The sequence below is a fragment of the Larkinella ripae genome, from assembly GCF_054780775.1.
Map to the genome: position 1 here is coordinate 185873 of NZ_BAAGVR010000022.1, position 12537 is coordinate 198409.

General features: G+C 53.4%; 9 protein-coding genes. 4 read left to right on the plus strand and 5 right to left on the minus strand.

The annotated features are described in order from the left end of the window. Nucleotides 1-4 precede the first annotated feature (4 nt). The 3 genes from treZ (at nt 5) to ACYVHX_RS13655 (ending at nt 3815) form a co-directional block, all read left to right on the plus strand. Entirely contained in the window at nt 5-1867 is a 1863-nt protein-coding gene (gene treZ, locus ACYVHX_RS13645; protein WP_460672206.1) for a malto-oligosyltrehalose trehalohydrolase, read from the plus strand. 10 nt (nt 1868-1877) lie between these two features. Next, the gene (locus ACYVHX_RS13650) at nt 1878-2846 is read left to right on the plus strand and encodes a TIGR03885 family FMN-dependent LLM class oxidoreductase (protein WP_460672207.1); all 969 of its coding nucleotides are present in this window, start codon (nt 1878-1880) and stop codon (nt 2844-2846) included. Between the two features lie 324 nt (nt 2847-3170). Then, nucleotides 3171-3815, plus strand: a complete 645-nt coding sequence (locus ACYVHX_RS13655) for a TetR/AcrR family transcriptional regulator (protein ID WP_460672208.1) — start codon at nt 3171-3173, stop codon at nt 3813-3815. On the opposite strand, the gene ACYVHX_RS13660 is transcribed toward ACYVHX_RS13655, so the two are convergent. The 4 genes from ACYVHX_RS13660 to ACYVHX_RS13675 form a co-directional block, all read right to left on the minus strand. Further along, a complete protein-coding gene (locus ACYVHX_RS13660) occupies nt 3711-3965 on the minus strand; it encodes a CBU_0592 family membrane protein (RefSeq protein ID WP_460672209.1) in 255 nt (84 codons plus the stop codon). The genes ACYVHX_RS13655 and ACYVHX_RS13660 overlap by 105 nt on opposite strands. 140 nt (nt 3966-4105) lie before the next feature. After that, nucleotides 4106-5359 (minus strand): alkaline phosphatase family protein, encoded by a 1254-nt coding sequence (locus ACYVHX_RS13665; RefSeq protein ID WP_460672210.1) that lies wholly within the window; start codon nt 5357-5359, stop codon nt 4106-4108. Between the two features lie 66 nt (nt 5360-5425). Continuing rightward, nucleotides 5426-7225, minus strand: coding sequence for a RagB/SusD family nutrient uptake outer membrane protein (locus ACYVHX_RS13670; protein WP_460672211.1), 1800 nt, complete (start codon nt 7223-7225; stop codon nt 5426-5428). Nucleotides 7226-7243: 18 nt separating this feature from the next. Further along, the gene (locus tag ACYVHX_RS13675) at nt 7244-10519 is read right to left on the minus strand and encodes a SusC/RagA family TonB-linked outer membrane protein (RefSeq protein ID WP_460672212.1); all 3276 of its coding nucleotides are present in this window, start codon (nt 10517-10519) and stop codon (nt 7244-7246) included. Between the two features lie 421 nt (nt 10520-10940). Between ACYVHX_RS13675 and ACYVHX_RS13680 the strand changes: the two genes are divergently transcribed. Further along, entirely contained in the window at nt 10941-11675 is a 735-nt protein-coding gene (locus tag ACYVHX_RS13680) for a hypothetical protein (protein ID WP_460672213.1), read from the plus strand. A gap of 235 nt (nt 11676-11910) precedes the next feature. Here the strand turns inward: ACYVHX_RS13680 and ACYVHX_RS13685 are convergent, their stop codons facing one another. After that, nucleotides 11911-12426: a YcxB family protein gene (locus ACYVHX_RS13685; RefSeq protein WP_460672214.1), complete on the minus strand. Its 516-nt coding sequence runs from the start codon at nt 12424-12426 to the stop codon at nt 11911-11913. Nucleotides 12427-12537 lie beyond the last annotated feature (111 nt).

Below are 12537 nucleotides of genomic sequence, written 5' to 3' on the forward strand. Positions count from 1 at the left end.
ACCCATGCACGATTTACCTTTACACCAGCGTTCACTGGGCCTCACGTTTCAGAAAAACGGAAACGCCCACTTAAGCGTCTGGGCACCAAAAGCCAAAACCGTAGACCTGGTGCCTGAGCACCAAACCGCCCCCATCCCGCTGGAAAAACACCTGCTGGGTTATTGGAAAACGACGACCGATCGACTGAAACCGGGCGATCGCTACCAGTTCAGACTGAACGGGGATTTGCTGCGGCCCGACCCGGCTTCGCTGTCCCAGCCCACGGGTGTCCACGGCCCCTCGGAAGCCATCGATACGGGCGGTTTTGACTGGCATGATCAGGACTGGAATACCCCTGATCTGGAGACGTTTATCCTTTACGAGCTTCATACCGGAACCTTCACGACCGAAGGCACTTTCGCCGGCATTTGCCAGAAACTGGATTACCTGAAAGCGCTGGGTGTCAACGCCATCGAGATCATGCCCGTCGCCCAGTTTCCCGGCGACCGCAACTGGGGCTACGATGGCGTGTTTCCCTATGCCGTCCAGAATTCTTACGGCGGCCCTTCGGGGCTGCAGCGGCTGGTGGATGCCTGTCACCAGAAAGGACTGGCCGTTGTGCTCGATGTGGTCTACAACCACTTTGGTCCCGAGGGAAGCTATTTCACCGATTTCGGGCCTTACCTGACCAGCAAATATTGCACGCCCTGGGGGGATGCCGTGAATTTTGACGATGCCTGGTGCGATGGCGTCCGGCGGTATTTTCTGGAGAATGCCCTCATGTGGTTCCGCGACTTTCACATCGACGCCCTGCGTTTGGATGCGGTACACGCCATCAAGGATTTTAGCCCCACGCACATTCTGCAGGAGCTCAGAGAGCAGCTTGACCTTCTGATGGCAGCCACCGGACGACGGCATTACCTGATGGTGGAGAATGACCTCAACGATCCCCGGTTTATTGACCCGCTGACCGAGCGGGGTTTCGGCATGGATGCCCAGTGGAACGACGAGTTTCACCACACGCTGCGGGTGTCGGCGGGGGAAGAGCGCAAAGGGTATTACGCGGATTTTAAGGGGATTACGCACCTGGCCAAATCGTATCAGGATGCTTACGTATATGATGGACAGTTCTCGGCGCACCGCCAGCGGTTTTTTGGCCGGAAAGCATCGACGCAGGCGGGGTGCCAGTTCATTGTATTTTCCCAGAACCACGATCAGGTTGGCAATCGGATGGGTGGCGAACGGACCAGCCAGCTGGTGAGTTTCGAGATGCAGAAACTCCTGGCGGGGGCGGTTTTGGTGAGTCCTTACCTGCCCCTGCTGTTCATGGGCGAAGAGTGGAGCGCACCGAGTCCTTTCCAGTATTTCGTCAGCCATACCGACCCCGATCTGGCCGAATCCGTCCGGCAGGGGCGTCAGGAAGAATTCGCGGATTTTCACGGGCAGGGCGAAGTGCCGGACCCGGTGGCCGAAGCCACTTTCCTGCACTCGAAACTGCCGTGGGATTGTTTCGACCGGCCACCCCACCAGACCCTGTTCCGCTACTACCAAACCCTGATTGCTTTACGAAAAGCGCACCCGGCCCTGTGTCATTTGAATCGTCAGAATCTGCAGGTGGTGGCCGACGAGAAGCGACAGATCATTCAGCTCCACCGCTGGCACGGCGAACACCACGTTTTGTGTGTCCTGAATTTTGCGAAGGAGCCCCAGACCCTGCCCCTGCTGGCCGGCGCGCATGGGCAAAAACTGTTCGACTCGTCCGAGCCGCACTGGCAACCGCAGCCGGACGCTCCGGCTGATCGTTCGGCTGCGCTGCCCCCGGCCGAAATCCTGACCATTCAGCCCGAATCCCTGGTCATTTTTGGGACTTCGCTCACCGCTTTTTAACCTTATCAGTATGTTCAGAATTGGATACCATGCCTCGCATGAACAGTTTAAACCAAGTGCGCTTCTTTCGTATGTTCAGGTAGCCGAGCAGGCCGGTTTTACGGCGGTCTCCTGTTCGGATCATTTTCATCCGTGGAGCAGCCAGCAGGGTGAAAGCGGGTTTGCCTGGTCGTGGCTGGGAGCCGCCCTGCAAGCCACGACGCTGCCCTTTGGCGTGGTCAACGCGCCCGGTCAGCGGTACCACCCGGCCATCATTGCCCAGGCTGCCGCTACCCTGGCCGAGCTGTTTCCCGAACGGTTCTGGCTGGCGGTCGGTACCGGACAGGCGCTCAATGAACACATTACGGGGGACCGGTGGCCCGCCAAAGCCGAGCGAAATGCGCGCCTGCACGAATGCGTCGCAATCATCCGGGCGTTGTGGAACGGCGAAACGGTTTCGCACCAGGGTCTGGTGACGGTGGAAGACGCGAAGCTGTACACCCGCCCGGCCGTACCACCGCTGCTTTTTGGAGCCGCCGTCACCAGCAAAACCGCCGAATGGATTGGCGGTTGGGCCGATGGTCTGCTGACCATTTCCCAGCCCAAAGACCAGCTGCGGGCCGTGGTGGACGCCTTCCGGCGGGGTGGTGGCGAAGGCAAACCGATGTACCTGAAAGTGCAGCTTTCGTACGGTAAAAACCGGAAAACCGCTCAACAGGGCGCCTATGAGCAATGGCGGTCCAACATTTTCCCGAATGCGATGCTGACCGAACTGCGAACGCCCGAGCAGTTTGAGATGGCCGGTTCGTTGGTCAAGCTGTCAGAGATCGACAGCATGGTCCGGATTTCTGCCGATGTCAACGAGCAGATGGCCTGGCTGGCGGAGGATCGGGAACTAGGTTTTGAGCGCTTGTTTTTGCACAACATAAACCGGGAACAGCAGCGGTTTATCGAGGATTTTGGCGCAGCGGTATTGCCTTCGCTGCTAAAGTCAGCCTAAGCAACGGTTCCTGGCCGTCAACAGCATCACCGGTCCATCCTTGTGTCCACTGCCGATCACCCCGTCGTGGGGAAGGAACCTCCGCCTATCCGGCTCGCTGAGCGCCCGAAGCGCGCACCATCTACCGCAGGTTTTGCCACGTGGGAAGCGGGCGCTTCGGGCATCGGCGGCACCATTCTTGCTTGAATAGTCAATTAACAGAAGGTGGAATAGTAGTCGGTTTTTATCCTATATTTGACCACAATTTTTAGGATAGCAGCTGGATTTCAAGTCAGAATGGGCAGAAAAAGCTTAAAGGACACGCGGCAAAAAGAAATTATCCGCATGTTTTACCGGGTAGCCAAAAAAGAAGGATTGGAAAACACGTCCATTGCCAAGATTGCCAATGTCATGCAGATTAATCCTAGCCTGATCATCCACTACTTTCAGACCCGGGATGATCTGATTACGGGTTTGATTGACTTCATGCTGGACAAATACCAATTGCTTTTCAGCACCCCGGTCAAGGGTTCGGATAACGCAGAGACGGTTTTGTTGAAGGTGATCGACCGCCTGTTTTCCAAAGAATGGAATCAATTGTTTGATGACGGCCTGTTTTACAGCTGCTACTCGCTGACCTTTCGAAACCCCCAGATCCAGACCCGGTACAAGACCCTGCTGGATTCGCTCCGTCAGAAGCTGGCCAGTCTAATCCAAGATGGTGCCGATTCGGGAGCGCTGCGTACGCAAGATGCTTACCAAACCGCCGACATGATTTTTGTGCTCGTTGACGGCGCTTATTACTACCTGAGTCTGGTTAAGGACAAAACGGAATACGAACAAAAGCTGGAAAAATACAAGCAGCAGGCGTTGCTGTTGCTGCATTTAAAAACTTTGCCGGGGCCGGCGGATGCGGTAAACCGCCCAGAGACCGATCAGCAGCCAGGCCACGTTGACGGCAATGCTCTGCCGGTCGTGCGTGTGCCATGAATTAACAATGAGTCCAACCGCTCCGATCACATTCAAAGCGTGGTACACGAACGTATCGGAACGCAGGATTCGCAGCGAAAGCAGTAAGTAAGCGCTTAGGTAAGACAGGACTCCCAGCCAACCAGCCAGTTCAATCAGGAAAATCATCATCGCATTACGAGCACGTTAATTGTCGGCAACGGGATTAAAAGTACCCATTTGCTGGCAATTAACGTGCTCGTAATCCCTTCTTTTCACTGAAACCGCGAGTCGTTGCGTGCCGGGATTATCGCTGGTCAGGGCGACGGTCGCTATTCGACAATCCAGCGGTTTACGGTATTGTATTTTCCTTCGACCACGACTTTGTAGAATCCTTTGGGAAGTTTGCTAATGTCGAGCGAGGCTTTTCCGGCCGAAACCGGAAGCTGTTTCATCAGCAGATACCGGTCGTTGCCGCCGGTTTCAAATGTGTTGGTCACGGCAAGCCACACGTTTACCTCGCCATCGGTTTCCTGAGCAGTCCAGCTTAGCTCGATGGTGTTGGCGTCTTTTTTGACGGCCAGGTCGGTTACCGACAGCTTTCCGGTCAACGGAATACCGTCCAGTTCAAAAAACTGTTCCTTGGGGATTTTCAGATCAAGGTGCCGCGCCAGGGTAGGCATGATATCGACAATGGAAGGCGTGGTTTTATTCTGGGCGGACTTGGTAAAATAGCTATTCAAGCCTTTGGCGCTGGTTACAATCCAGGTGCTGCGCTCGGCGTCGGACTGGCCGCCGTGGTCTTTTCCGGCGGGTTCTTTCCGACCGTGATCCGTGGTAATAAACACCTGCCAGTTTTCACCGTGCTTGTTTTCCCGTTCCTTCACCGCTTCCCATAACTGGCCCATTTGCGCGTCCATGCGTTTCACGGCATTAAAGAATTGTTCACTGTTTCCGTACCGGTGGCCCATATCATCCGTAAACTCCAGATACACCCACGAAAGATCAGGCGCTTCGGCCTTGATGTGCCGAACGGCTTCATCGACCACTTTCCCGTCGATCTGACTGATGTACTGGGCGTTTTTGTCGTGCGGAAAATTGACGGTATCCACTTCAAAGCCGTCAAAGAAATAATCCATTTTCATCGCGCCGGTTTGTGGCAGATCGGTTCCAATCAGCTTCGTGCGGTTGTCGAGCCAGGTCGAATAGACCGCCGTTCTTTTGGCCGGATACGCTTCGCGGAAAAACCGGAAAAGGGTCCAGTAGTGATAATTGGGCGCTTTGATGTCGTTATCCCAAACGTTGTGTTTATTGACCCAGGTACCGGTTAGCAGGCTGTTGTAGCCAACTGCCGAAATCGTCGGCGTTTGGGAGTACGTTTTTCGCTCACCACCCACATAAGCCCGCGTCATTCCGCCTACTTTGGCAATCGCGTCCAGATTCGGCGTCGCCACTTTTTTCAATTGCTCGTAGGAAATACCGTCGACAATAACGAAAACCGCCTTTTTCTGCCCTTTCTGCGCCAGACAGGCCGTGTGAAACATGACTAAAGCGAAGAGGAAGGAAAACGCTGGTTTGATGAACATGGGGTTCTGGTTTCGTTGCACTATAGTACTAAAATCCCCGCAGCTCTTCGCTACGGGGAGGTCTTGTTACCAACCAAAAATCTGCTTCAGGTTGGGGTTCAGCGTGACCTGCGCCTGGGGGACGGGTCTGTAGTAAAACTTAGGCTCCTGAAAAGTGCCGCGTTCGGGATCGGTCACAATGGTGCCGCTGGTACCATTTTTCAGGAAAAACGAAGCATCACTGCCCACGGGCCCTACGCGGTAGTAAATTAGCTTTTTCCCCAATGAGTTCGATTCTTTGTCGGCCTCTGCCGGAATAGACGCTGCCAGGGCAATCAGTTTCACATCGGCAACGCCATCGCCCGTCAGGTCGTAATTTCCCAAGCCCGGAAAATACAATCCTTCCGGTTCTTTTTCGATCAGCTTACCGGCATTCCAGCGCATCAGGTCATCAAACCGGAATCCTTCCATCGCGAGTTCAACCCGTCTTTCGCGACGGATTTCCAGCAGGGCGCCCAGGGTGTTGCTGGTTGCGGTCGGGTACTGGGCTTTCAGCAGGGCATCCGTCGCAGCACCCAACAGTAAAGCCGGCATGCCCGCACGGGCCCTCACCTTGTTGACCGTCAGGTCCAGATCGGCCTGCGTCAGTTCGTTCAATTCCGCTTTGGCTTCGGCGTAGGAAAGCAGGACTTCCGCGTAGCGCAGGAGCGGGGTATCCAGGCTGTTGGCCGCAGCCACTTCCCGAACATTGATAAAACCTTTCAACTGGTGGTAACCCGACTGGTTTTTAGCGAACTGCTGCACGTAGACGCCAGCCCCCTGCGAATACGTCGTTGCATTCACCAGCTCCCAGCCCGGATAGGCGAAGGTCTGGGACAGACGCGGGTCCCGGTTTTTGAATTCTTCCGTGAAAAGTTTTGTCGCGTAATTGGGCTGACTGGTGTAGGGCGTCCCATCCTTCATGAGGTACGTCTGGAGCAAGTCGCGCGCCGGACTGGCCTCGTAATTTCCAAACATAAACGCTCCCCACCAGCCGCTATTGATTTTATCCTGCTCATTAAACGTGCCCAAAATCACTTCTTTATTGGATTCCAGGCTTGTATTGTTGAACAGGGCGGCATAATCTTCATTCGGTTTTCCGGTGGTATAAATCGTATACGCTCCACCGTCGATGATTTGTTTGGCCGCGTCTCTCGCCGTTTGCAAAAAACCGCTGGCCGACGCCTGAAGGGCCAGTTCCGCGTGGTACTTTCGGTACGTTCCTTCGTACAGGGCGTGTCGGGCCATAAAAGCCAGCACCACGGCTTTGTTGACCGCTCCCGAGCGGCTGTCATTACGCACGTGCTTGGCCGCAAAGGCGTAATCTTCAAAAATTTTCCCAACTACCAATTCGCGCTTGTCCTGCGGTTTGTTGAGCGCTTCGTCGTTGGTCGTTAAAACGTGGTCGTACCAGGGCACATCCGAATACCGTTTCACTTTATCCATGTAAAACCGGGCCCGAAAAAACCGGGCCAGCCCCTCGTAATGGTTTAGGGCTTCTTCGCTGATCTGCGCTTTGCGGAAGTTGTCGAGGAAAAAGTTGATGTCCCGCAGCGCCGTCCAATTCCAGCCGGTGTTGATCGTATTGGCCGACGGATTGCCGACCATCATGCTTTTGATCTCGGTGGCCCCGGTTGTGGCGGCATTATCGGTCGAAGCGTCATCGACATAAATGCCGACTCCGGCGAAATTATACAGGCCCAGGATGTACGTTTCCAGGTCCTGTTCGCTATTGAAAAAGTTGTCTTTGGAGATTTCCGTTTGCGGAACGCGGTCCAGAAACTCATCATTACAGCCCGAAAGGGTGAGCAGGCCCGCTGCCAGCAGCATTTGAATAGATCGTTTCATTGTCAGATCCTGATTAAATTAGAACTGGATTTCCAGGCCGAACGAAAACCTCCGCTGAAACGGATAGGCATACCCCCAACCACTGGCCGTGCTTCTGGACGGGTCCACTTTATCCACGTTGTCCGTGATCGATTCCGGATCGAAGAATTTTTTCACCTTCGACAGCTCGGTGAGGTTTTCGCCACTGGCGTAGATGCGCAGTCTCGAAATCTTAATCTTGTCAAGCAGGGCCGAGGGAAAGGTGTAGCCGATCGTCAGGTTTTTAAGCCGGAGATACGCTCCGCTCAGCATGTAACGGGTTTGCGGAATGGCCAGCCCCTGCGCCTGATCAATGCGTTCGCCCAGGTTTCGGTCGGCGAGCCAGGATTGCAGGACGGGATAATACGCCCCCGTATTGGCATCGGCCAGACCGGCATTCAGGTAAGCCTGTGAATGCTGCGCGCGCAGGACCTCGCTGTCCGGCGTTCCCCGGTAAAAATCAAGCAGGTGTCCATACCCACCGGCGTAGGGTTGCTGGTAGAAACCCCAATAAAGGTAATTGAGCGGGTAGTAGTCCATTTTTCCAATGCCCTGCACGAAGGCCCGAATATCAAAACCGTTCCATTCAGCGCCCAGATTGAATCCAAACCGCAGCCGGGGTGTTAAGTTACCGATCCTGGAGAGGTCTTTCGGGGCATCCACGGTGGTTCCTTTTTCGATTTTGCCATTGCCGTCCAGATCCTGGTATTTCGGCCAGCCCGACACGACAGACAAGGCGCCCCAGGGAATGATCTGGCTTTGATCGAGCTGTTTAATTTCCTCCTGCGTCTGGAACAGACCGTCGCTCCGCAGTCCCCATATTTCACCCAATTCCATCCCCTTGTAATACTGCGTCAGGTTCCGGTTCGGATTATCGAAATTGGTGATGAAGGAGCGGCTGTCGCCCAGCGTGAATTTGCTGTTGAACCGCAGCGGTTTTCCTCCAACGCTAAAGTCGTCGTCATATCCTACTGACAATTCCCAGCCTTTGGTTCGCAGGTCGGCCGCATTTTCGTTCGGCTCCGAGGCCCCGAGCACATCCGGCAAATCGCGGCCCTGGGTCAGCATTCCTTTGGTCGCCCGGTTGAAGTAATCGAAAGTGGCACTGATTTTATGCTGGAAGAAACCAAAGTCGGCTCCAATGTTGGCCGATGCGACTTTTTCCCAGGTATAATTCGGAGAAACCAGGGGGGCCGAGGTCACGACCTGCGGTATCGTTCCGTCGATGAGGTAACTCCCCCGCCGGGTGCCCATGGTGGCGATATACCCGTATTCATCCACGAACTGGTTGCCCAGCAAACCGTACGATCCCCGGATTTTGAAATGGTTGACCAGGTTCGAAATGGGCTTCCAGAAAGGTTCGCCATCTACTTTCCAGGCGGCTGATGCCGAGGGAAAAAAACCGAACCGCTGGTCTTTCGGAAATTTGGAAGACCCATCGTAGCGCCCATTGAATTCGACAATATACTTGTCACGATAGATGTAATTCAAGCGGTAAAAGGCGCCCCGGATCGCCCACTCCCGGATGCCTTCATTGACCAGCGCTTCACCCGTGGCCAGCCCGATGCTGGGGAGAGACGCCGAAATGACGCCCGCTTTCTGAGCGGTAAAAAAATCCGCCCGGTTCGACTCCTGGTTGTAACCGGCGATTGCACTGAGCTGGTGAAACCCAAAGGCTTTGCTGAGCGTGGCGTAGGCGTTAAAAACCGTATACGAAAGATTGTCCGCCCGGCGATACGCAATGTTATTGCCTTCTTCCCGGATATCCGTCGGGCCGTAACCAATGCGTACTTTCGACTGGTTTCCGGCGTAATTGAGGTTCTGCCTCCGGGTGGTGAAGTCCGCATTGACCTTCAGCAAATTTTCGAAGAAGGTCATCTCGGTGTTAAAAGTCGTCTGGAACATGTTGTCCTTCTCATCGGACCGGCCGCCGTTGGTGAGCTGGGCCCCTACCCTGCCGACATCCGTGTTCGCCCAGGTTCCGTCCGGGTTTTTGTCAACCGAGGTCGGGAACAGGTTAAAAAGATTCTGAATCGAAAGCTGATACGGTTTTGTCCGATTGGTCAGGGCAATGGAGGTGTTGTTGCCCACGGTAAGCCATTTGAACGGCTGAAAGCTAATCTTGCCGCGCGTGGTGTAGCGGTCAAACTTATCCTCCGCGATTCGCAACGCCCCGTTCTGTGAATCATACGCTCCCGACAGGTAATAGCTGGTTTTGCCCGATTTTCCGACCAGCGAAATGTTATGCCGCTGCGAAAGGGTGGCGTTGTCCAGAAAATACTTCGTCCAGTCGCGGTTGCCCATGTACTCGTACAGGGAGTTATCCACCGGGTTGAGACGAATGGGATCGGTTCCCGCCGGATTGTCCGAGCGTTCTTTGGCCCATTGGTACTGGCTGGCGGTGTAGTTTACATTGTCCCAGGGGGTGTTGTCCGTCGAGGTTTCCAAAAGACGCATGTAGATATACGGATCGGTAAGTTTATCGGGGAGCACCGTCGGTTTACCGAGCGAAAAATTGTTGGAGTAATTAATGCTCAGCCGGTCGCCGGTGCCGGATTTGGTCGTGATCAGAATGACGCCGTACGCTGCGCGGGCCCCGTAAATGGCCGCCGACGATGCATCTTTCAAAACGGAAATACTCTTGATATCCGAAGGCGCAATGTAGTTCAATTCGGCGGCATCTATCGGCACGTTGTCAACCAGAATCAGCGGATTGCCACCGTTGATCGACGTAAAACCGCGAATGTTGATATTGGGCGCCTGTCCCGGCTCACCGCTCACAAAGTCAATGTTCAGGTTCGGCACGGCCCCCTGCAACCCCTGCGCTACATTCTGGATGGGTCTGGCTTCGAGCATTTTGCTGTCGACGACATCCACGGCTCCCGAAAGGTTTTCCTTTTTCTGGGCCCCGTAGCCCACCACCACGACTTCCTGCAAGTCGGCCGCATTCAGTTGCAGCACAATGTCAATCGACTTGTTTTTGCCGACCGTGGCTTCCTGCGATGTGTAGCCGATAAACGAGAAGACCAGCACCGATTCTGGTTTCAACCCCTTGATCGCGTACTTTCCGTCGCTGTCGGAAACCGTTCCCTGCTGCGTTCCCTTCACCAGCACACTCACGCCCGGCAGGGCTCCGCTTCCATCAGCTGACGTAACGACCCCCTGAACATCGACCTGGGCAAAGGATGCGGAAGAAAAGCCGGTCAGAAAGGCCGTGAGCAGCCACAGCAACCACCGTGACGCCTTGTTTTTCAGTGGATTAGATAAATTTCTCATCATATAGATGACTGTTGTTAAAATGAAAAAAATCGACTCGGTTCGGGTTACTAACGTTACCACAAAGGTGTTGACTCAACGGGATTTTAATTTTAAGGCAATGTTATAAATTCGTTAAATTTTAATTGAACATTCAATTAATAAAAAATTTCAGAAGTAAGGCAACTCGTAAATAAATTTCCTTAGGCGTTTCGACCATACAGTTTCGGAGAGGACAAATTTCACCCTCGTTTTACCATAGAATTGAGTTCAGGAAATGGCTACAGCACCAGGAAACGTGTGCTCTTTGAACGACTGCTAACGGTCACCCGCGCGTGGTCTCCTTTCTTCCTTTGCCGTTAGTAAGCAAATTAAACCCGCTGATGTAATAGGCATTGCAAGGTACTTTGCATAACACGTACCTTCAAGCAAAAAAGAAAGGATGAATTTGAAAAACGATGTACCCGCACTACCGGTTTTCTGGTTCCCCGGCCGCTGGATTGGGGGAATTTCAATGATCATCGGGCCACTGCTCCTGCTTGCGGCAGAATTGCTCCGGATCCAGTTTGATTTCTTCTTTCCCCAACAACTCAAAGCCTTTGACGAGCACCCAACCCAACTGATCACGGCCTACAGTTGCTTTCTGGCGGGCAATATCCTGCTGTGGCCCGCCGTACTGACCTTAACTACTCTGATTGGACCCAAAGCACCCGCCTGGGCATACTGGGGCGGTTCGCTGGTTATGCTGGGGTTATTTGCCCGCACTTTCCACTACGAGATCAATCATTTAGCGTTTCAATTGGTGGAGGTGCAAAACCTGAAACTGGCAATCCAGGCTGTTGCCGATTCCTACGGAGCGTTTCACATCGTATCCAGTTTGTCAGGCGCCATCCTGTTTGGCTGGGTTATCCTGGCTATTGGGGCGTATCGATCGGGGGTGCTGGGCCCGGTTGGCGCCATTGGCCTGGGCCTGATGTCTGCTTTGATGCTCGGCGTGTTGAAAGGAGCTTCACCCGTGTCGGTATTATCGACTTTTGGTCTGGGCATTGCCTTTGTACCGCTCGGCAGGAAGGTATTGATCACCGGCCCCGTACCGAAAAGGCGAGCTGTTCTTAGCTGGTCATTCCTGATGCTCAGTTTAGCGATTCTTATGTATTTTTTCGGGCAAGCAGGCTAATATGGCGGTATTTGATCCCGCGTGTCACGCTGGGTGTGTTTTTGGCTCCTTCCTGGCAATGGGTTTCAAGTCCTTGGGATGCTCGTATTGTAGCACCCTGAGGAATTGGACAAAATGGAAAAAAACCGGGTTGCCTTCACTGGTAATTGCCTGTGATAACCCTGTTCCAATTCCGGCAAAACCGCCCGGCTATTCAGGAGGCTAAAACCGTACGGCCGGCGATATTAACACAACTCTAGGAATGAAACTTCGATTTCAGTTCTGGTATGGATTGAATGATTTCTTTAAGCGCATCAAACTGATCGTCTGACAAAGCCCGTTTGGGTATCACATGGGCTGAAACTTCGGACACTTTTAATAAAATAAAATCAGGTATAACCCGCACTTCGTAAAGTTTATCGTAATCCATACGGGTTGAAAAACTCTTTCCCGTAAGCGTATAGTCTGTTTTAGTAAAGGTATACGTCACGGATTCGGTAATCTGCGCTTTTCGTTTGACTAACGTTTTAATCTGGAACCAGATCAGGATGCGCAGATAGAAAGTAATAAACAGGCTGAATACCAGGAACAGCCAGGCATACAGGGAGGTACGCTGCATATAAACAATTTCGCTGATTATAATCACAACGCTCCCCAGTACGAACAGCAGGCCGACAATTTGGGACACTTTGGTACCAAGACGGCTTTTTACAATGGCCATCACACCCGCAAAGAGTTCTTTCCGGGTGAGTTGAAAGACGATTTGAATCATGGCTGGATCAAGTGATTAGAGTGAATGCCGACACCCCGGCCGCTATTTATTTCAGGCAATGACGACGGTTTTTATTCACCACTTCACCCATTGCCTGCTTCAGAAAGAGTC